We start from the raw sequence: 22,880 nt of genomic DNA, 5'->3' as shown, positions 1-22,880 counted from the left end.
CCCATTGTAGTGAAAAGGCTGCTGTAGTTCGCTATCCTGGAGATAGATTGTGGTTATTCGAGATATTTTTATGGGACTTTTGGCATTGAAGAGGATGATTGGATCATTAGCGATCGCCTTATGGGTAGGACTAATATTAACTATGGGACCGGGGTTAGCCCTAGCTGAGAACCCGTCCCACCTGTTTTTTAACCACAGCTTGCTGCAAAACCGCGATTTTTCGGGTCAAAAACTACCCGCCGCCGAATTTGCCAACTCCAATCTGGAATATGCTAACTTTGACGAAGCCGAATTGCGAGGTTCTGTGTTCAGTCGGGCAATTATGCTGGGGGTGACGATGAGAAAAGCAGACCTCACCTATGCTATGGTGGATCAGGTAGACTTTTCCCAGGCAGACCTAAGCGATTCGATTTTTACGGAAGCCCTGTTTTTGGGGTCTACTTTTGCTGATACCAAAATCACTGGCGCAGACTTTACCGATGCTATTTTTGATCGGGAACAGTTGCGCCAACTCTGTCTGAGGGCAGAAGGTGTCAACTCTAGGACGGGAGTTGATACCCGCTACTCCCTGGGGTGTCGTTAGGCTTCAGCCTTCGGGGTCTAGTTGATAGGAACACCAATCACTCCAACTTCCGGCATACAATTTTCCCTGGGATAAGCCTGCCAATTCCAGGGATAACAAATTGGCGCAGGCTGTGACTCCTGACCCACAGTAAACGATAATTTCCTCAGCTTCCTGATAGTCAGTCCACCGCTGCTGTTGTGTAGACTTCACAAAACCTTGATCATCGGTGACTTGTTGCCAGGGTAAATTCACCGCGCCGGGAATATGTCCGGCTATGGGGTCTATGGGTTCATGTTTGCCTAAATAGCGGTCATGGTCACGAGAATCAACTAAAATCACGCCAGGCTGATCCTTGCGCGCTTTCACCTGTTCATAACTTACCACCCAATCCGATCGCAATTTGGGGGTAAACTTAGCAGGTGGTGAACCTGGCAACTCTTCAGATACGGGATAACCCGCCGCCTGCCAACTGTTAAAGCCACCATCGAGTAAACTAATGCGATCGTGACCCATATATCTTAACAGCCACCACAGCCGCCCAGCAAAGGCAAATCGGGCATGGTCATAGGCTACTACATGAGTTTCCCCAAATTCAATCCCCATTGTACCCAATTTATCAGCTAGTTCATCGATATTGGGCAAGGGATGACGGCCCCCATGTTTAGTCACTGGTGAAGACAGATCACGGTTGAGATCCAGATGAAAAGCGCCTAAAATGTGACTCTGTTGATACTGTTGTTGTCCCCACGCTGGATCAGCCAAGGCAAAACGACAGTCCACAATTTTCACCTGGGGATTATTTAGATTTTCGCGTAACCATTCGGGGGAAACAATCGGTTCAGTATTCACCATTAAAATTCCATCTCCCTGCTATCGGATTAGCGATATTTGCACGGGGTATTATATCATATATTGGCAGTTTTTTGACAAAATCCCCCCCGATTTTCTCCTCAATCATCACCGATTCCTATAGTCTCGCCCAATCAGTATAATTGACATTGAACTACATCCCCCAGGTAAAAACTTGGAAAATAGACGATTGTTAGATATGATACATATTGTTATCACTAAGTCTGTTGAGAGCGGATGTCAGCACTTATCCTAGTTGGTAGGATGACTAACCCTCTCTGTGCGGACATCTTAATCTTTCGATAACCTTAACCATGGCTACTGTCTCGCCTATAACTATATTTTCGTGGGCTATGGTTCACCCTTTGAACATTACCAAATTGAGATTATGAATGACGATAAATCTTTACTCCCAAAACTCTGGCATTGTTTAGCGATCGCTGACACGGCTGCTGAAGTTGGGGCTAACCTAGAACAAGGTTTAAACTCGGAAGAAGTTGCGAAAAGACAGGAAAAATTTGGCTTAAATCGCCTGGAAAGTAAGGGCGGTAAACATCCGATTATCCGATTTTTAGAACAATTCAATCAACCTCTACTTTATATCCTCATTATTGCTGGGGGGATTAAGTTTGTATTAGAAGGATGGCAAAGTGCTAATGGTTGGGTGATTTGGGCGGTAGTGCTGATTAATGCTATAGTTAGCTTTATCCAAGAAACTAAAGCGGAAAATGCGATCGCCGCCCTGTCATCGTCCATAGAAACGGAAGCGACGGTATATAGAAATGGTGAAAAAAACAAGGTTCCTTCATCGGAAATAGTCCCTGGGGATATTGTCTTTATAGCTTCTGGCGATAAAGTTCCGGCAGATTTGCGCCTGGTAGAAACCAAGAATTTACAAGTTAATGAATCCGCCCTAACGGGAGAATCGACGGCGGTGGAGAAACACCCAGATACGGTAGAGGCAAATGCCTCTCTGGGAGACCGGAAAAGCATGGGTTATGCTGGCAGTTTTGTGACAGCAGGACAAGGGCGAGGCATAGTTATCGCTACTGGGAAAAATACGGAAACGGGGCGGATTTCCCAGTTAATGGAAAAACAAAATAATCTGATTACTCCCCTAACTCGGAAATTTGATAAATTCAGCCGCCAACTGCTTTATATTATCCTGGCAGTGGCAGCGTTGACGTTGGCGGTAGGGTTAGGATATGGGCAGAGTTTAAACGATGTGTTTGAAGCGACGATCGCCCTAGCAGTTAGTGCAATTCCGGAAGGTTTACCAGCAGTGGTAACAGTCGCCCTAGCTATTGGGGTTTCTCGGATGGCTAACCGCCATGCTATTATTCGGAAACTCCCGGCTGTGGAAACTCTGGGAAGTGCGACGGTTATTTGTTCTGATAAAACGGGAACTTTAACGGAAAATCAAATGACGGTCCAGCAGATTTATGCTGGGGGTGAAAATTACCAGGTTTCGGGTAGTGGTTATACACCAGAGGGGAATATATCCTTAGCAGATGAAGGGATTAACTTAGCAGATAACCCTGTCCTTGAAGAATGTTTGCGAGGGGGGATGTTGTGTAATGACTCCCATTTAATTCAGGAAGAAAACATCTGGAAAATTGTAGGAGACCCGACGGAAGGGGCTTTAATTGTTAGCGCGCGCAAAGTGGGATTTACCCTGGCTGCATTGGAAGCAGAAATGCCTCGCCAAGATGTGATTCCCTTTGAGTCAGAATATCAATATATGGCGACTTTGCATGAATCTAGCGATCGCCAAACATTGGTAATTTATGTTAAGGGTTCGGTGGAAGCTATTGTTTCCCGCTGCGATGAAATGTTAGACTCTGACGGCAGAATCATTCCGGTAGATGCTGCGGAAATTCATCAACAGGCTGAAACTATGGCAGCTTCTGGGTTACGGGTATTAGCGATCGCCAGAAAACCGACCCAGCAAACTACCCTAGACCATGAGGATATTGCACAGGGGTTAGAGTTTCTCGGCTTACAGGGAATGATTGACCCCCCACGCGAAGAAGCAATTAGGGCTGTAGCCGCCTGTAAAAATGCTGGTATTCGGGTCAAAATGATTACGGGAGACCATATCATCACCGCTAGTGCGATCGCCTCCCAAATGCGCCTGAAACGGTCGGGGAGAGTTATTGCTTTCACCGGAGAAGACCTTAGCCAGATGGATCAGCAAGAGTTTATTAACGCGGCTGAAGATGGCGTGGTATTTGCGCGGGTCGCCCCCGAACAAAAATTGCGCCTGGTGGAAGCGTTACAGTCTCGGGGAGATATTGTCGCCATGACGGGGGATGGGGTCAATGATGCGCCGGCGCTTAAACAGGCTGATATTGGTGTGGCTATGGGACAAACGGGAACCGAGGTGGCTAAAGAAGCCTCCGATATGGTTTTGACGGATGATAATTTCGCTTCTATTGAGGCGGCGGTGGAAGAAGGGCGCACGGTTTACCGTAATTTGATTAAGGCGATCGCCTTTATCTTACCTGTCAATGGCGGGGAGTCCATGACTATTGTTATTAGTGTCCTCCTCGACCGATTGTTACCTATTCTCTCCCTACAAGTCTTGTGGTTAAATATGATTAACTCCATCGCTATGACGGTTCCCCTGGCTTTTGAACCTAAGTCTAAACAAGTGATGGAACAACCCCCCCTCTCCCCTAATCGACCTCTGTTAAATAAGCCACTACTCCTGCGAATTCTGTTGATTTCTGTCTTTAACTGGGTGCTGATTTTTGGAATGTTTGAATGGGTGAGGATGACTACCGAAGAAGAAGCGATCGCCCGGACCATGGCAATTCAAGCCCTGGTATTTGGGCGGGTATTCTACCTTATTAGTCTCAGTCAAATTGGCGAAACTCTCTACTCCAAACTACTGGGGAAAGATACAGAAATCGTCCAAGCGCCAGTAATTTGGATTGGTATTGCTGTTACCATGGTTCTACAGGTTATCTTTAGTCAGGTAGGCTTCATGAATACTTTGTTCAGCACTGCGCCCCTAGACCTGCAACAATGGTTAACCTGTTTCCTGGTAGGTTTACCTATGATTATCGTGGCGGCGATCGCTAACCGCATTGACCCACCCAACCAACTTGCCCAAAATTAACCCTAGATACTAGACATGGGGCAGTAAATAGCTCATAATTAATCATTATTAATTAATTTCCCGCTTACCTTGCTCTGTCCCCTGTTAAGAATCCTATAAATAATATGAATCCTGAATCGACACTAAACTTACTTAAAGCCTCTTTACCTGATGGTAAACTCCCCTCTAGTTTTGGCGTTTACTTTAAAAATACCCTGGTCGCACTCTGTCACGCTTTAGAAGACCATCTTCTACAAACAGGTGAAGCTACCGGAGAAAAACCCCTGGTTTTAGTGACTTTTCAACAAGGAAAATGGTATCTCCAGGAAGCCGATCGCTATTTGCAAATCGCCCAACTTTCCCGCCATGTTGTCATTAGCGCTGTACCTGATAGCGGTTTTGCGGAACATCCCACAGGTCAATTAGATAATGTTTCCTTGATTAATCTGGAACCATCTGATAGCCTAGTAGAGGAGTGGAACCTGTTAATTATAGCACCTGGATATAGGGCGATGGTTCTTTGTCATGAATTATCAGAATCTGAATATTTGGCTAATGCGAAACCTACCATTGACACCGAACGCAAATTTTATGGACTCTGGACTTTTGATAAAGCCCTAGTAGACCAAACTACCGAAATATTAATTAATCGCTTCCGTAACTATAACCCGGAATTAGGCGATCGCCTCTGGGAATCTTATCAAAATATTACTGCTACCCCTAACCCCACATTTCCCGACCTCAGCACCGTAGTTTCTCGGATTGTTACATATTTACAATCATCACAACAAGAATTAATCTCCGTTAATCGCCAAAATAGACAACTCTGGCAATTGGAAGGACAAGCCAAACGAGTTAGCCGGAATTTAAGCGCCAACAAACTGCAAGCCTTATTACGCATGGCGCAACAAGTAGATGAACGCGACCCCTTTAACCCTTGTGCTTCCCTACAAGTCGCGGCATTATGCGAAACCATAGGTCAAATTTTAGACCTACCAACCGTTAAGCTGCGACGGCTGAAATTAGCAGGTTTATTGCATCGTATTGGTCTGGTATCTGCACCCCCAGAAGTGTTTTTAAAAACTCCCTCCGAAATGGATGAAGCCACCCAAAAATTTTGGCGCGATCGCGCATCTATTAGTGGTAGACTATTGGAATCTATGCCAGAATTAACAGTAGTGCAAAAAGTGGTTAACCACCACTTAGAAAATTGGGATGGTAGCGGAGTTCCTGATGGTCAAAAAGGAAAACAAATCAACATCAAAGCCAGAATCTTAGGGCTAGTTAGCTATTTTCAAGAACTAACTCAGCCCAGAGGAAACCGCCCAGCTTTGACCTTAAAAGATGCCCTAAATGAATGTGAAAAATACAGCGGCACTAGATTTGATCCGGCTGTGGTGAACTCCTTAGCCACAGTAATTAGGTTAACGGAAGTGGGTTTAATGAAGTTACCAACTCAGCCGACCCAACTCCCGAATATCTGGCTAGAAGAAATCACTAATCCCGCCTATTCTGAACATCCAGAATCACCCAAAATTACACATTAATAACCTATGATTAATCATCAATCTGCATCCCTAAATATCCAAGACATTAGAAATGGTAGAATCAAAGACCTAGTTAATGCTGATTTATCCGGTCTTGACCTGTCCGGGGCTGATCTGGCTGACGCGGACCTTTCCCAAGCCAAGCTAATGGGGGCGAATTTGTCCGGGGCGAATTTGGCTAGGGCGATCGTTAGGGCTAACCTCCGAGGGGCTAATCTTACGGGGGCTAACCTCATACAGGCAGATTTTCGCAATGCTGACCTGCGGGGTGCTATCTTATTAGATACAGACCCACGAGAGGCTACCTTTGCAGGGGCTTTTCTCACGGGGGCGGTATTTGGTAATCTGGATTTAAGTGGTGTTAGTCTCCAATCGGCTGATTTGCGCGGGGTGAGTCTGTCTCGGGCGATTTTGCAGGGCTGCGACCTGAGAAATGCTAACCTTTCGGGAGTGGACTTTTCCCAAGCTGATTTGGAAGAGGCTAACCTGAGTGGCGCAGTCTTGCGAGGGGCGAATTTGCGAGGGGCTAACCTACTTTGTGCCATTGTCGAAAATACACAATGGGGCGGCGCTTGTCTTGATGAGGCTTGTTTAGATGGTACTCCCTTGGAGTCAATTCGCCAAGGCGATCGCCTTTAACCTCACCAAGATATCACTCAAGGTGCGCTACCTAGCCGATAGTCAAAATATAAGCCTCATGGATGCGAATATTGGGAACAGTCAATCGGACTATTTGATTAGTGACCGTAATTTGCTGCCGTTTGACGATCGCTAAATCCTTAACCACCGCTTCCCCACTGTCTGGAATTCGGGAGATAGTCAAATTTAAAGGCTGTCCAGGCTGTCCCAAACCAAGCTGCTGAAGATTTCTGAGAGTCAGCGTAACAGTAGCTTGACGGGCGGAAGGACCTTGCTCAAAATAACCAAATAAGACTTGGGCTTGATTTTGACCATTAGACTGACTCGCCAAACCAATCACTCTGGGGTTATTTCCCTGAGTCCTCACCCTAGTGCTAAAGCCATCAGAATAGGCTTTATAAACCCACCAAACCGCCCTAGGTGCAAAAGGTCCCGGCTGCACCAAACCATCAAGACTTTTGTTAAAACAGTTATTTGGACCCCCCCCTTTCGGCTCCCAACAGGCTTTGGCGGCGGCAGAAGCGCCCCCCTGTTCTGTATAATACAAATAGGCTAAATTTTCGGCCGGTCGATATTGGGCAGTCGGTCCAATGATTTCGTTAACATCCAATCGCTGAATTCTCAGACTGCGATAAGCTGGGTTCTGTCGAAAACTCTGGTTAGCATCTCGGATATGGGGTGCGATCGCATTAATAGTTTGATCATTCAGTTCATGCCAAGATAATGAGTTAACCTCAAGATTATTGTCTCGGCAATAGTTTAAAAAAGCCCTCAAAAAACCCTTATCATACTTAGTAATACTCGGCCCACCAATAATCACATCAGAGCCTAACTCTTCCCGTAAAACCCGATAAGCCCTTTTGTAGGTTTCAAAAAACTGTTGTCTGGTTCCATGCCAAAACGGATCGCGCAAATCGGGTTCATTCCAGATATCCCAGAGCATCTTTTTTCCCTTATGTTCTCTAGCCAAATTCCGAACATGGTTTTCCCAGCGAGTATAGTCATCATAGGGCCACCCCCGTGGTCTTCCATATCCCCAAGTATCACTGAGTAACAACTGAAATGTTGCCCCAAATCCAGTTAAGCGCCGATAAAGGTTTAGGCGAGATGTCCGCCACAGTCTGGGTTGCAGCGGTTCAATTAGATGGTCTGGCGGTTCCTCTTGTTCAACTCCATACAGAAAACCACTCATAGATTGAACGCCTGGTTGAGTGGCTGCAAAATCAATGGTCAAATCCCCTTGAGTTTGAGCGATCGCCGGAATTATGCTCACCCCAACAAATAGCAATCCTCCTGCTATTGCCAATAACACGGAAAGCCATTTAATTCGCCCAATTCGGCGCAAAGTAGTTAATTGTTTAATCATTGATTAATATTGATGGATTGATGCAATTATTAATTATTAATTATTAATTATTAATTATCGCCTGTTGTGAACTGCTTACCAGGGACTGCTAATCATAGTAAAACCAGCCCAATAAAATGGGTGACGGAGACCAGAACCGCCTAAATCGTTTAAGCCTTCCGGTAAGGGAACCACACCCTCGGATAATAATAAGCGATCGCCATCGAAGGAAACATCACCACGCAACAGATTAATTTGAGCCTGTCGGAGTGCTTCTGCTTTCGTGGGGTTTTTGGCTAGTTGCAGATAAAACTCCGACATTAGGGCTAAAGTCCCCAAATCGCTAATGTTCCAAAGACTAGCCACAGCCGATTTTACTCCCGCCTGTAGTGCTAAACCCGCAAATCCTAACTCCGCTTCTTCATTCCCCAAAGCAGTCTGACAAGCACTGAGAACTAATAATTCAGGTGGTGAATTCCAGGGAATTTGGGATAACTCGGTGAGCGTAAGTTGACGATCCCAAAACTGAATATAGGAGTTATCTGGATTTCCCGGATTGAACTCTGCATGGGTAGCCCAATGGATAATATCAAAATCTTGATTAGCTAGTTTGGCGAGTAGATTTTCCGTGGTAAAATCCTGATTCAGGAAAAATTGCCCCTGGTTACCCGATTGGGGAATTAACAGGTTGGGAATTTTATAAGTGATAGCCGATAATTCCACAGGTACAGCCGGGAGAGGTTCCAGTTCTTGGAATTCTGAGGCTCCCATGGCTAAAATCCGATCAGCTTGAATAGGCTTATAGTCTCTGTCAATCAGATTAAAGGCGGGAATATGAGACAAACTATATTTTTCGACTAAAAACTGTTCGCCGTCGTATAAAGCACCGAAAGGGATCCCTCGGAGTCCTTCTCCTGCACAAAAAAGCAGGGTATCAATATCATCCGCTTCTAATTCTGCCTCTAATGGCTTGATAATCCATTCATATAACCGTTGGGCGGCTGCTAGTTGTAAGGGAGGACGCAGACGGGTAATATTTTGGCGGAACTGGCGAGCGGTTTGATTCAGTAATTCTTGGGGAACTTCATAGAGATCCTCAACTATGGGTTCTCCTCCGGGATTAATTAGGACTAGGTGTAAATGGTCAATGCGGGGACTCACCCATAAAACTGCGGGTTTGGTTCCTGTTTTTTCGGCAAGCAAGGACAGGGTTTCTGCCATCATTTCTGGGGGGTCGCTGGTGGCGGGTAAGTCTCGACTAAAATGATCCTCAAATATTTCTTGAAAACGCTGATCCATGCCTAAAATGGATTGACTCAGGGATGTGGCATTGGTATTAATGGGGGTGAAGATGATGGAAACCCCAATCACTGACAAGGCGATCGCTATCGCGAGGGAAAGCCAAGGAGTTAGAGGCTTCCAGAGTTTAATCTGGCGGGTTATATAATTCCGTTTCATATTTGGATGCCAAGATATAGGTACAGCGGAAAAGGAGGGTGATCAATGTGTGGGGGCGGGTTCCGCAATTAGTTAAGGTTCCCGACGACAATTTTAATCAACCCGCCCCTACCTACCCTCCTAGCTATCAATCAGGAATCAGCAATTAACGCATGGTGACGAATTCTTCACCGCTGCTGGGATGAATACCCATTGTGTTGTCGAAATCTTTTTTGGTAGCTCCCATATTAACAGCGATCGCAACTCCTTGGATCAGTTCGGCTGAGTCTTTACCCACCATGTGAGCCCCCAAAACGCGATCGGTATTAGTTTCCACGATTAACTTCATTAATACCTTTTCATCAGCCCCCGTCAGACTGTGGAACATGGGTCGGAACACAGCCCGATAGCATTTAATCCCATCACCGAATTTTTCTTGGGCTTGGGCTTCTGTCATGCCTACTGTCGCCGCCTCCGGTTGGGAGAATACCGCTGTAGCGATGTTATCATGGCTGATGGAGCGCGGTAAATGACCAAATTCCGTATCTGCAAAAGCCCGACCTTCGGCGATCGCTACTGGGGTCAGGTTCACGCGGTCTGTGCAGTCTCCCACCGCAAAAATATTAGATTGAGTCGTGCGGCTGTCTTGAGTTACAGCGATCGCCCCTTTAATCGTTTCTACCCCCGCATTTTCCAGGTTTAATCCATCCAGTTTAGGCTGGCGACCTGTCGCACACAACAGAGCATCTACAATCAACGGTTCTGTATCATCACCTGTTAGGGTGAGTTTCAGACCTTCCTCCACTTTTTCGATTTTTTCAATGGTGGTATTAGTGCGGAAATTCACCCCATGCTTGGTCATACCCTCTTGAATATGGCTCCGCAGGTCTTGATCAAATCCCCGCAGGATCAGGTCACGCCGGATAATTTCTGTGACTTGGGAACCTAAACCATTGAGGATACCCGCAAATTCTACCGCAATATAGCCACCACCCCAAACCGCGAACCGTTTTGGTTGTTCCGGCAGCAAAAACATATCATCAGAAATGATACTATGTTCAATGCCGGGAATCTCTGGGCGCACCGCTTTCGCTCCCACTGCCACCAGAATTTTATCGGCGGTAATTTTGCGATCGCCTACTTCTAGTGTATGGGCATCAATAAATTTAGCGTATCCATCAATAAGTTCCACTCCGGCTTTTTCCAAAAAGCTGATATGGAGTTGGCTTAACCGTTTAACTTCCGTATCAACCGCTTGGGTGAGTTTTTGCCAATCAAAGCTACTCTCTACCTCACTCCAGCCATAGCCTACCGCGTCCTTGTATAGGTGGGAAAACTGGGAAGCATAGACCATCAGTTTTTTGGGGACACAACCCCTGATCACACAGGTTCCCCCAACTAGGGAATTTTCAGCGATCGCTACTTTCGCCCCATAGGAAGCCGCCCGTTTCGATGAAGCCAACCCCCCTGAACCTGCACCAATCACAAACAAATCATAATCGTATGCCATACAATAATAGCCTCTTGTCTAAAACATCAATTTTCTAAGATGACTTGGATCGCCCAATGACTTCCAATATATTTTACCCCAATCAGTACCTGGCTCAAAATTTGTGGAACTTATTGCCCGCCTGACCAGTCCTCATGATTAAAAAGCTATCACCATCTAATTGATAATTTATAACTATTGACGTATAATGGCGGTCATCATATTTTGAGAAAATTTTGCTGATCGCAGTTGAATTAGTCGTATGATTGGGAAGTAATAATTGGTTAGCAAGTTACAATATTATGAGAATTTGTCACCCCAAAACTGTGTCTAAATTTCTGGTGGTTTTCCCACTAATTGGCGGCACCATAACTGCCATGTTTCCGGCGCAAGCCCTGACACCACAACAGCGCCAGGAATTTCAGACCAGTTATCTGCAAGGATGCCGAGCCGGAATGGCTGCTGAGAAGATTTCCCCCCAAAGAGGAGAAGCCTTTTGTAATTGTACCTTAGATCGTTTAAGTAAACTACCAGATGACAAATTATTGGCGCTAGGTAATCTGACAACTCAACAGGAAATTATGGCAAATCGAGATTTTCAAGCAGCTTTTATGCAGTGTTCTCCCACCTTGGTCAAAGATTGAAGTGGGTTGTTGATTGTCAGGACGACCAGGGTAGAAGTTGCCCTATCTCTGGCAGCCCAGTGGATAATAGAGGTATTTTACTGATATTTTAGGTAGAATTTCCCTGTATAGGAATCCACTGGAGTTATAGAGATAGAAACTATGAGTTTAAGCGTCGCGCCCTATGGCTCCTGGCAATCGGCCATCACTACCGACTTAATTATTAAAGGGGCAGTCGGGTTGGCAAGTCCTGCCTGGGATGGAGATGATATATACTGGATTGAGGGACGACCCTCCGAAGGGGGACGCAATGTGATTGTGCGCCTAACCCCCAAAGGCGATCGCATTGATTGCACTCCGGCCGCTTTTAATGCTCGTACCCGTGTACATGAGTATGGGGGAGGATCTTATACCGTCAGTGAGGGGACGGTATATTTTTCTAATTTTGCTGATGGACGCATTTACCGTCAGGCGATCGCCTCAGTTGCTCAACCCACCGAAATTGTACCCGAACCTATCACCCCAGAAGGAAATTTCCGCTATGCTGATTTGCTCATAGATACCCGCCGGGGACGTTTGATTTGTGTGCGGGAAGACCACAGCCAGCCAGGAGAACCGGTTAATACCCTCATTAGCCTTAACCTTAACAACCCTGAAGATATCCATATATTAGCCACTGGGGCGGATTTTTACGCCTCCCCTAACCTCAGTCAAGACGGCTCGCGTCTCTGTTGGATTTGCTGGTATCATCCTAATATGCCTTGGGATGGTACAGAATTATGGGTGGCTGAAGTTACCGAAAATGGGACTTTAGACCAACAACAACGGGTGGCAGGGGGAGTCCAAGAGTCAATTTTTCAGCCTCAATGGTCTCCTGATGGAAGTCTTTATTTTGTAAGCGATCGCGCTAACTGGTGGAACCTCTACCGGGTTCGTGATCAGAAAATTGAGCCATTATTTCCCCTCCCGGCGGAATTTGGACTACCTCAATGGGTCTTTGGGATGTCTACATTCGGTTTCATCTCCCAACGGCGGCTTTGTTGTGCCTATACTCAAAATGGTATTTGGTCCTTAGCTACTTTAGACCCAGAAACTCAACAATTACGTTCCTTTGATGTTTCCTATACCTATATTTCCTCCGTCAAAGTTCACAACAATAGTATTTTGATGTTGGCATCTTCCGCTACTGAACCGACCGCCTTGGTGCAATTGGATCTCAATGCTGGAGAAATGAATGTCGTGCGATCTTCCACCGAAATAGACCTAGACCCTGGTTATTTATCGGTCCCAGAACCTATTGAGTTTCCTACCGAAAATGGCCAAAGCGCCTACGGCTTCTTTTATCCACCCCAAAATAAAGACTATGTGGCTCCTGAGACCGAAAAACCACCTCTCCTAGTCAAAAGCCACGGCGGACCCACGGCGGCGACTTCTAGCAGTCTCAATTTGAAAATTCAGTATTGGACCAGTCGCGGTTTTGCCGTATTGGATGTTAACTATGGTGGTAGTACCGGCTATGGTCGGGAATATCGCCAACGTCTTCAGGGTAACTGGGGAATTGTTGATGTCGCTGACTGTGTTAATGGTGCTAAGTTTCTGGCGGCGCAAGGGTTGGTTGATGGCGATCGCATGGCGATCGCTGGCGGTAGTGCTGGGGGTTATACTACTCTGTGCGCCTTGACTTTTCATGATGTGTTTAAAGCTGGCGCTAGTTACTATGGCGTTAGTGATTTGGAGGCTTTAGCTACCGATACCCATAAATTTGAGTCTCGCTATCTTGATGGCTTGATTGCACCTTACCCAGAAGGTCGGGATTTGTATATAGCCAGGTCGCCTATTCATCATAGCGATCGCCTCAACTGTCCCATTATATTTTTCCAAGGACTCCAGGATAAAGTCGTCCCCCCTAACCAAGCTGAGAAAATGGTGCAAGTCCTCCAAGCTAAAGGCTTAACCGTCGAATATGTCACCTTTGCTGATGAACAACATGGCTTCCGTAAAGCTGATAATATTAAGAAAGCCTTAGAGGATGAGTTTCAATTCTATATCCGTGTATTTGGGATTGGTAACTAATAGCTACTCCCAGGGGAATGATTACCGGGGAAATTAATTGATGCTTGATTCTTGATTATTGAGAGTTGGGAATTATCAACTATTTTCCCCATAAAAACTGGGACATTAACCAAAATATAATCTTCCTTAATTCCTAACCAGAATTAGGGGAGGTTAAACCGATATCTATCGCCATCTATTTCCCAATTAGCTACATTGTCTGGTATACTCTCGAATTACCGGAATCAGCGTAAATAATGTTTGCTGTTCCCGTTGGATATTATCCACTAAAAACCGCTTTTGTAAAGATTGAACCGCCAACAATAAATCCGAACTATTATGGTTAGTATTCTCTAGCAAATCCGCCATAGACACACCGGAATCTGATGCCGATAACCGCCCCATTACCTGTTTTTCCAAATCCGATAATTGCTGCCAAAAATAATCTAATATATGCTTGATTTCTGGCAATACCAAGATAGAGTTATTGGCTAGATATTGCTTCACACTACCACCAAAAAACTCTTTTATTGTCCGGGATACAATTTTCAAAAAGCCGGGATTACCACCATATATATCTATCAATTCTTGCCAATTATCAGCGTCTAACAAACTGGCAGAAGTCAAAATATTATGGGCTGAATCTGACCCCAAGCCTGCTAATGTCAAGCATTTAACCCGATGATTATTATTAGTTAACTCGATTAATTCTTGAGGCAAAATTGAACTATTCATAATCAAACAACTGTTATGGGATAGTTCGCCAATCGTTTTAAAGAATAATCGATAACTTTCGTAACCCGGTTTATAGCCTCCCACCAGGTTATGAGGATTTAAAATCGCCTGCACATCGTCTAAAATGAGCAAGCAGCGATGTTGTCGGAAAGATTCCATGACTAATGATAATTGTTCTGCTAATTGGTGGGATGGGTTTTTAGCTTCTGCGACTGTGGAAGCGTAACTGATGGTCAGGGGTCGGATATCCGGGTTGGGGGGAGGCAAAAATTGGGTTAAATAAGTTAAGATTGAAGATAGGGAAGGTAGGGTGCGTAAACTCCGCCAAATCACACAATCAAAATGGTCTTGAATTTGTGGTAAAAGATGCAGGGCGACTGCGGTTTTACCTATACCACTAAGGCCCAAAATCGAGACTAAATGACTGCGATCTTGTAGTATCCAATTTTTGAGAGTAGCCACTTCTTCTTGGCGATCGCAAAAATAATCCCCATTAGGTATATCAGTGCGATCGATACGCCTGAAGGACTCAGTGTTATATGGTTTAGCCATAGTTTCACCCTGGGGAGGTGGGGAATTTGTTTGAGTGACTGTATCAATGGTAACAAATTCTTCGCTATTGGACAAAGCCGGAAGTTGTAGCCTCTGACAAGTCGATCGCAAATTAGATTTATTGATTTCCTCTCCCGACGCTTGGGAAAGGGTTTTCCATAGCAGATAAGCCACCTTTTTGACATGGGGTTCGCTACAGTTGTAGCCCGCGGCAATTTCCGAGTATTTTTGATTTTGGTAAGTCCCCTGCAAAATGGCCGCTTCCAGGTCATCTAGGTGTTTTCCAGTTTGGATCAACACTAGACCGTCAGCCCATTCGATAATTTGTTGAACTTCCATAATACTAATAGGTGTTATTACTTATTCAAATTGTCTCATCTTCGCCAGTAGCGATCGGTGATCAGGGGACAAGGGACTCGTAATGAATAACACCGGATCACAGAGAAAAACAGCCTATATATCTGTGATCTGATAACTCCCAACCTGTGACCGAAAACAACTATCTGAGTTGAGGGAGAGACCAGGGACAGGTAACAGACGGCATAGAATCCTTGAGGCTGTCCTATATATAGCAGTTCCCGGACTGATGAGGTACTTTTCAAAGCCCCTCTCCCTTTCTGGGAGAGGGGTTTGGGGTGAGGGCTGTATTTCATAGAGATGAGAAGCGCTATATATGTTATATATTCGGAAAATGTCTAGTAATGGTCTCTTATCTCTGGGAATTTTATACCACTTTTGACAACTTTTGACAACTTAATACTACTTTAGACCACCTTATCCCACTAGCAATCACTCCATCCTACTCAATCAAACTTTATCCGACTTGGGAAACTTTTGCCTACCATTTCGCGACCAGCAAGCTGAGATTTTCCGAAAAAAGTAGATACACAATCCTACTTTTTGCTGCTGACATAAAGAATTTAGTTTGTTATAAATGAAAGTGGGCAGAGTTAAAGGTTAGCTACCAATAACTAATTCGTCCAGATTACATACTGGAATCCTTTCTTTGATCAGAGTTCGTCTATGTGTAGGTATGTGTTCACCACCCATGTTAATAAGTTGACCATACCTACCTTTTTGAACTAAAGGGCATCTATCACCTGAATTGGCTATAATTGCTGGCAATGATTAAATATCATCGTCGGGGCTTAGTATGGCAAAAATGACCATATTTGATAGCATCTCCTTGGCAAAATATAGCCTAGCAAATCGTAGCAGAAAAAGAAGCGTAAACCATGAAAATTAGCCAAGAAACTCACCTGAATGATTTAATCCAACAAGTCAAAGACGCTCAAGCCCAATACGCGACTTACAGCCAAGAACAGGTAGACAAAATTTTCCAAGTCGCTGCTTTAGCCGCCAACGCCTCCCGGATTAATCTGGCTCAAATGGCTGTAGAAGAAACCGGAATGGGAGTAGTAGAAGACAAGGTAATCAAAAATCACTTTGCTTCTGAATACATTTACAACAAATACAAAGGCGAAAAGACCTGTGATGTTATCGAGTCTGATCCCCATTATGGCTGGCAAAAAATCGCCGAACCCCTAGGAATTTTAGCGGGAATTATCCCCACCACTAATCCGACATCTACCGCTATTTTTAAAGCCTTATTAGCCCTGAAAACCCGCAATGGTATTATCTTTTCTCCTCACCCCAGAGCCACAGAATGCACCATTAAAGCTGCCAAAATTATCCTAGATGCGGCGGTAGCTGCTGGCGCACCAGAGGGAATTATTGGATGGATAGATAACCCAACTCTCCAATGGTCTCAACAGTTGATGCAGCATCCTGATATCAGCCTAATTTTAGCAACAGGCGGACCGGGAATGGTGCAGGCTGCTTATTCATCTGGACATCCTAGCATGGGGGTGGGTTCCGGGAATACTCCCGCCATTATTGATGGGACTGCTGACCTGAAAATGGCTGTTTCTTCTATCTTAATTAGCAAAACTTTTGACAATGGTATGATTTGCGCTTCTGAACAAGCAGTGATTGTTCAAGATGAGGTTTATACCAGCGTTAAACAGGAGTTAATCGCCAGGGGTGCATATTTTCTGAAACAGCAGGAAAAAGAAGCCATCCGACAACTGATTCTTCAAGATGAGCGATTAAATCCGGAAATTGTGGGTCAGTCGGTGCAAAAACTAGCAGAAATGGCAGGTATTCAAGTAGAAGAAAATACCAAAGTTCTGATAGGAGAGGTTACAGAAGTTGGGGTTAATGAACCTTTGTCTTATGAAAAGCTGTCGCCAATTTTGGCAATGTATCGGGCTAGTAGTTTCCCCGCAGCAGTTGAGACCGCCCAAAAGTTAATTATTTTTGGTGGTAAAGGACATACATCTGTTTTGTATACTCACCCTGGGAATAGCGAACATATTAAATATTTTGAAAATCGTTTGCACACTGGGCGGGTATTAATTAATAGTCCTTCATCTCAGGGGGCTATTGGCGACGTTTACAATTTCCGACTGTCTCCTTCTTTGACTTTAGGATGCGGTAGTTGGGGGGGTAATTCGATTAGCGAAAATGTGGAACCACACCATTTATTAAACATTAAAAATGTCGCGGAACGTCGGGAAAATATGTTGTGGTTCCGAGTGCCGCCCAAGATTTACTTTAAGGGGGGATGTTTACCAGTAGCCCTGGGAGAGTTACGGGGTAAAAAACGGGCTTTTATTGTGACGGACAAACCTCTGTTTGATCTGGGATTAGTTACACAAGTTACGGAGGTGTTAGACCGGATAAAAGTACCTCATTATGTGTTCTATGATGTGGAACCAGATCCGAAACTTTCTAATATTAATAAAGGGGTGGAACTTATGAATAGTTATCAGCCCGATATGATCATCGCTTTTGGTGGCGGTTCCCCCATGGATGCGGCTAAAATTATGTGGCTGATGTACGAACATCCACAAATTGAGTTTGACGGTTTAGCCACGCGATTTATGGATATTCGGAAGCGGGTTTATGCTTTACCAGAACTAGGAAATAAAGCTATTATGGTGGCAATTCCTACTACTTCTGGGACGGGTTCTGAGGTGACACCTTTTGCTGTGGTTACCGACGATCGCACGGGGATTAAATATCCTCTCGCTGATTATGCCCTGACCCCAAATATGGCGATCGTTGACCCGGAATTAACCTTAAATATGCCGAAAAAACTAACGGCTTATGGTGGTATTGATGCGGTGACTCACGCCTTAGAAGCCTATGTCTCAATTTGTGCGTCACAGTTTACTAATGGACTGGCATTAGAAGCATTAGGGTTACTGTTTAAATACTTGCCTTCTGCTTATAAAAATGGCGCAAAAGACCCGAAGGCGCGTGAACAGGTGCATTATGCTGCCACTATTGCTGGTCTGGCTTTTGCTAATGCTTTTTTAGGTATTTGTCATTCCCTAGCACATAAATTAGGCTCGACTTTCCATTTGCCTCACGGCTTGGCAAATGCTTTAATGATTTCCCATGTAATTCGGTATAATTCTACGGATGTACCTTTTAAACAGGCGATTTTTCCGCAGTATGAATACCCCCAATCTAAACAGCGTTATGCAGAAATAGCTGACTACCTCAAGTTAGGCGGAAATACCCTTGATGAGAAGGTAGAAAAATTGATAGAAGCTGTGGAATATCTCAAGCAACAAATTGAGATTCCACCGACCATTAAACAATCACTAGACATCGAAGAAAAGGAATTTATGAGTAACTTACCTAATTTGGCTAACCAGGCTTTTGATGACCAATGTACTGCTGCTAATCCCCGTTATCCGTTAATTGCTGATTTGCAGAATTTGTACGCTACTGCTTATCATGAACCGGCTGTTAAAAAAGCACCGACTCACCCAGAATGTCAGCCGGAAAATACGGCGCAAACTCAACAAAAACAATATCTGGAAATGATTGACAAGTATTGTCAAGGTGGTGAGTCGGCTATGGCTGTTGGCGACCTGGATAAGGATACATTAATCGGGTTAAATGATGCTTGGTGGAAAACTGGGGTTATGTAATCCCATGTAATCGAGGATATTTCCATCAAATTTACTTGACTTTCGGCTTTTGGCGATCGCTATAACATAGCGATCGCCATTTGGTTGACCTGTTTTGAGTAATCATCACTTGACCAAATTCTCCCCAACTATCTGGCTATTGCTGAAAATGCCGCCCGCCCAAAATTTAAAAAAATGTTAATTTTGACTGGGGTTATTAAAGGGGATTGTACAATACAAGGCAATGCTAATAATCAGGAAAATATTAATATGACTACAGCCACTAAAGTTAAGGCTTATGCGGCTTTAAATTCCGGTGAAAAATTGCAACCTTGGGAATATGAACCAGAACCTCTACAGGTTGATGAAGTAGAAATTCGAGTCACTCACAACGGCTTGTGTCATACGGATCTTCACATGAGGGATAATGATTGGAATGTCAGTCAATATCCCCTGGTTCCCGGTCATGAAGTGGTTGGAGAAGTTACAGAAGTTGGGGAAAAAGTGACTTCTCTACATAAAGGCGATCGCATAGGGGTTGGCTGGATTAGAAATTCCTGTAGGTCTTGCGACCATTGCTTACAAGGAGAAGAAAATATCTGTCGCGAGGGCTACACAGGTCTGATTGTAGGTCATCATGGGGGATTTGCTGACCGCCTACGGGTTCCCGCAGATTTTACCTATAAAATACCCGATGCTTTAGACTCCGCCAGCGCCGCCCCCCTATTATGTGCCGGAATTACCGTTTATACCCCCTTGCGGACCTATATAAAACACCCGGGGATGAAAGTTGGGGTGATGGGAATTGGCGGACTCGGACACTTAGCGATTAAGTTTGCTAGGGCTATGGGGGCTGAAGTTACGGCGTTTTCTACTTCCCTAAATAAACAAGAACAAGCTAAGGAATTTGGCGCTCATAACTTCCAACAATGGGGGACGGCTGAAGAAATGAAGGCGATCGCCGGAAGTTTTGATCTAGTGCTTTCTACTATCTCTTCAGAAACTGATTGGGATGCGGCTTTTAGCTTGTTAGCTAATAACGGGGTTTTGTGTTTTGTGGGTATCCCAGTTTCGACTTTAAATATACCCCTAATTCCTTTGATTTTTGGTCAAAAAGCTGTGGTGGGTAGCGTTGTCGGCGGTCGGCGGTTTATGGCGGAAATGCTGGAGTTTGCAGCCGTGAATCAGATTAAACCGATGATTGAAACTATGCCATTAAGTCAAATCAATGAAGCTATGGATAAGGTAGCCGCTAATCAAGCCCGCTATCGGATTGTTTTACTAGCTGATTAGCCAATAGTTGCAATCACGGCTAGATTTACCAGGTTATAGCGCCAAGATACTTGCTGAGAATTTTGGCGCTAATTTCTACTGAACATTTGTCGGGTAACTGGCGGCGGATAATTTACCTATTGCATCAATTATTCCCAGGGAAAAAGCATAACCGGGGGGACAGGGTAATTCATCTGTGGAAAGGGGTAGTGATTCCCCTACCGTTGATAATAATGGCGGTTCTGTCGTCGTTTGGATGCTTTCACAATAGTTAACTCTCGTGATATAATCAGAGGGGGTTTTCCGAAAACTAGGCAGACTAAAAGTTCCCAAATCTGTCGGGTCTTTGGGTTGCCAATTTTGTTGGCGTTGGTTATCCGCATCTGAGATTTTACCCCCCCATAAAACCGCTACATAACCATAACTATCACTTTGGCGAGGAATCGCGGCTATTTGTACTCCATGATTATTAATAACTTGTACCTCAAAATAATGGCTAGGTATGGCAATTAATTGTGAGAGTTGGTCGATAAATTTTCCCGTGTCTAAATAGGCTTCGTTTTGCAGATTAATATAAGTAGATAATGATTGAATTGCCTCTAAATTACTGGGGCGAATAATCGGTTCATTTCGTGAGGTGGGGGGTTCAATCTTTGATGATTGTTGGGTGGTTTTTAACACAGAAAACAGGGCTATAGATGCAGCGATCGCACTCCCAAACCACAAATACCTACCATAGACATTTTTCGCTTTTCGAGGCTGATTGAGGTCTTTTAATGCCGCTGAAGCTGATGTATAACGGTTACTTAGACCTGGCGAAATTAGACCATATAAAACTTCCGCCAATTGAGAACTAACCGCATTTTCCCCCAGCCAATCTCGCCATACCCAATGATTATCACCATCCACCAAATTAAACGGTGATGTATTCGTTAATAAATAAATACAGGTCACACCTAAACTATACAGGTCACTCGCAAAAACCGCTTTTCCTCGTAATTGTTCTGGGGCGACAAATTCCGCAGTTCCGATGCTAGTTCCCGTTTTAGCCAGGTTAGTTCCCGTGTGGAGTTTACTCGCCCCAAAGTCTACTAAAAAGAGAAGTTTATCGCTTTGTCTACGGATAATATTAGCGGGTTTAACATCCCTATGAATTAGGTTTCTGGCGTGTAGATATTGTAAAATCGGTAAAATTTGATTGAGGATATCTCGGATTTGGCTTTCCCCAAATACCCCCCTTTCCGCTAATTCTTGTTCTAAGGTTTCTCCCGGAATGAACTCTTGGATAATATACTGTTGTTCATCTATGGAAAAATATGCCAAAAATTTGGGGATTTGGGGATGGTTAAGCACCTGTAAACTTTGGGCTTCTCGACGGAAGAGGCGAGAGGATACTTTAGCATCATTAGTCAGAAGGGTGAAAAATTGTTTAATCGCACAGGGAGGGTGATTAGTTTCGCTTTCATCTATACCTAAATAGGTTCTTCCAAACCCCCCAGACCCAATTTCTCTCAATCCTCGATAGCGATCGCCTAACTTTAATGACTGACCGCAGCGTTCACAGGATACAATATCCTTGGGGTTTTCGTGGCGACAGGCGGGATTAAAACAAAGACTCATAGTTTTTCCCTGAGACATAGTTATCCCTTAACTCTAACACAGATGCTGAGACTATGAGATAATCAACTGTTGATGATTATAATGTCCGTCTGATGAATACAAGTGATAAAATCAAACCCGACTGGGCTGGTGGTGATTTCCTCTCCCAATTTGTGAATCTTCTCATCCAAACTAAGCCAATTTTCAGCGTCATGAAATATCAGGCTAGACGGGTGTTAATTAAAACCGCCGAAAAGAAAGGCATTCCCTGGCGAGAAACTTATCAGCAACTCCAAGGGTCTGGCGTAACAGCCTTACTCCCAGAAATCACTGATACCACAGTAGTTTACCCCGACTATTATCAAGTTCCCTTTCATGCTTATGATGAAGGAAATCTTTGCTGGAAAGCTGCTTTTGAGGCGGAGTCTGCTACCTATTCAATGGCTTTGCGAGTATGGCCAAAAGAGGATTTATCATGGCTAACAGCCCAGGAAAGGTTGCGGCACAGTTTTCATCAGGTTTTAGAAAACTATAGCCCTAACCCAGTTCGTGATATTTTAGATATAGGTTGTTCCGTGGGAATTTCTACCCAGGCTTTACATAGTTATTATCAACACAGACAAGAAACCTCAATCCGAACAGTAGGCTTAGATTTATCTCCCTATATGTTATCGGTGGCAAAAATGCGGGATACTCAAGGAAAAATTAGTGAGTGGAAACACGCTAACGCTGAGAATACGGGTTTTCCTGATGATTCTTTTGATGTGGTAACTTTGCAATTTGTGATTCATGAATTACCGCGAACAGCCACGCGGAAGATATTTAAAGAAGCCTTACGAATTTTGCGATCGCATGGTGTGTTAGCCATAGTTGATAATAACCCCAAATCCGCCGTCATTCAAAATCTGCCACCCGTGCTATTTACCTTAATGAAAAGTACAGAACCCTGGACCGATGATTACTATACCTTTGATGTAGAAACCGCCTTATCTGAATGTGGATTTGACTATAAAACCACTGTCGAAACTGACCCCCGTCATCGAACTATTATTGCCATCAAACCTTGAGTTAAAAAATAGGGCGCTAT

At 44.4% G+C, this 22,880-nt stretch carries 15 protein-coding genes; 9 read left to right on the top strand and 6 right to left on the bottom strand.

All coding sequences use genetic code 11. The features are described from left to right. Nucleotides 1-49 precede the first annotated feature (49 nt). Nucleotides 50-583 carry a pentapeptide repeat-containing protein gene (locus tag NLZ44_RS13290; protein ID WP_008054052.1) on the top strand — a complete coding sequence of 178 codons (534 nt, stop codon included), beginning with the start codon at nt 50-52 and terminating at the stop codon, nt 581-583. 3 nt (nt 584-586) lie between these two features. Here NLZ44_RS13290 and NLZ44_RS13285 read toward each other — a convergent pair whose 3' ends face one another. Further along, a complete protein-coding gene (locus NLZ44_RS13285; protein WP_493750086.1) occupies nt 587-1,417 on the bottom strand; it encodes a sulfurtransferase in 831 nt (276 codons plus the stop codon). A gap of 385 nt (nt 1,418-1,802) precedes the next feature. On the opposite strand from NLZ44_RS13285, the gene NLZ44_RS13280 reads away from it, so the two are divergent. From NLZ44_RS13280 to NLZ44_RS13270, 3 genes are all read left to right on the top strand, one after another. After that, nucleotides 1,803-4,538 (top strand): cation-transporting P-type ATPase, encoded by a 2,736-nt coding sequence (locus tag NLZ44_RS13280; protein ID WP_493750085.1) that lies wholly within the window; start codon nt 1,803-1,805, stop codon nt 4,536-4,538. 104 nt (nt 4,539-4,642) lie between these two features. After that, complete coding sequence (locus NLZ44_RS13275; RefSeq protein WP_493750084.1) at nt 4,643-6,064, top strand: HD domain-containing phosphohydrolase; 1,422 nt, start codon at nt 4,643-4,645, stop codon at nt 6,062-6,064. A 6-nt stretch (nt 6,065-6,070) separates the two neighbouring features. Continuing rightward, nucleotides 6,071-6,703, top strand: a complete 633-nt coding sequence (locus NLZ44_RS13270) for a pentapeptide repeat-containing protein (RefSeq protein WP_493750083.1) — start codon at nt 6,071-6,073, stop codon at nt 6,701-6,703. Between the two features lie 31 nt (nt 6,704-6,734). Here the strand turns inward: NLZ44_RS13270 and NLZ44_RS13265 are convergent, their stop codons facing one another. The 3 genes from NLZ44_RS13265 to gor form a co-directional block, all read right to left on the bottom strand. Further along, nucleotides 6,735-8,069: a GH39 family glycosyl hydrolase gene (locus tag NLZ44_RS13265; protein WP_493750082.1), complete on the bottom strand. Its 1,335-nt coding sequence runs from the start codon at nt 8,067-8,069 to the stop codon at nt 6,735-6,737. A gap of 75 nt (nt 8,070-8,144) precedes the next feature. Further along, nucleotides 8,145-9,506 carry a CHAT domain-containing protein gene (locus NLZ44_RS13260; protein ID WP_493750081.1) on the bottom strand — a complete coding sequence of 454 codons (1,362 nt, stop codon included), beginning with the start codon at nt 9,504-9,506 and terminating at the stop codon, nt 8,145-8,147. Between the two features lie 145 nt (nt 9,507-9,651). Next, a complete protein-coding gene (gor, locus tag NLZ44_RS13255; protein WP_493750080.1) occupies nt 9,652-10,995 on the bottom strand; it encodes a glutathione-disulfide reductase in 1,344 nt (447 codons plus the stop codon). Nucleotides 10,996-11,300: 305 nt separating this feature from the next. Between gor and NLZ44_RS13250 the strand changes: the two genes are divergently transcribed. Then, a complete protein-coding gene (locus NLZ44_RS13250) occupies nt 11,301-11,618 on the top strand; it encodes a hypothetical protein (protein ID WP_493750079.1) in 318 nt (105 codons plus the stop codon). A 141-nt stretch (nt 11,619-11,759) separates the two neighbouring features. Further along, nucleotides 11,760-13,670 (top strand): prolyl oligopeptidase family serine peptidase, encoded by a 1,911-nt coding sequence (locus tag NLZ44_RS13245; RefSeq protein WP_493750078.1) that lies wholly within the window; start codon nt 11,760-11,762, stop codon nt 13,668-13,670. Between the two features lie 186 nt (nt 13,671-13,856). Here the strand turns inward: NLZ44_RS13245 and NLZ44_RS13240 are convergent, their stop codons facing one another. Further along, nucleotides 13,857-15,275: a helix-turn-helix domain-containing protein gene (locus NLZ44_RS13240; protein ID WP_493750077.1), complete on the bottom strand. Its 1,419-nt coding sequence runs from the start codon at nt 15,273-15,275 to the stop codon at nt 13,857-13,859. 896 nt (nt 15,276-16,171) lie between these two features. On the opposite strand from NLZ44_RS13240, the gene adhE reads away from it, so the two are divergent. Next, nucleotides 16,172-18,943: a bifunctional acetaldehyde-CoA/alcohol dehydrogenase gene (gene adhE, locus NLZ44_RS13235; RefSeq protein ID WP_493750076.1), complete on the top strand. Its 2,772-nt coding sequence runs from the start codon at nt 16,172-16,174 to the stop codon at nt 18,941-18,943. Nucleotides 18,944-19,192: 249 nt separating this feature from the next. Beyond that, entirely contained in the window at nt 19,193-20,215 is a 1,023-nt protein-coding gene (locus NLZ44_RS13230) for an NAD(P)-dependent alcohol dehydrogenase (protein WP_493750075.1), read from the top strand. Nucleotides 20,216-20,290: 75 nt separating this feature from the next. On the opposite strand, the gene NLZ44_RS13225 is transcribed toward NLZ44_RS13230, so the two are convergent. Continuing rightward, nucleotides 20,291-21,832, bottom strand: a complete 1,542-nt coding sequence (locus tag NLZ44_RS13225; protein ID WP_493750074.1) for a protein kinase domain-containing protein — start codon at nt 21,830-21,832, stop codon at nt 20,291-20,293. A 74-nt stretch (nt 21,833-21,906) separates the two neighbouring features. On the opposite strand from NLZ44_RS13225, the gene NLZ44_RS13220 reads away from it, so the two are divergent. After that, nucleotides 21,907-22,860: a class I SAM-dependent methyltransferase gene (locus NLZ44_RS13220; protein WP_493750073.1), complete on the top strand. Its 954-nt coding sequence runs from the start codon at nt 21,907-21,909 to the stop codon at nt 22,858-22,860. Nucleotides 22,861-22,880: the final 20 nt, after the last annotated feature.

The organism is Arthrospira sp. PCC 9901 (genome assembly GCF_059013425.1).
This window is presented reverse-complemented; position numbering and strand designations above follow the sequence as displayed.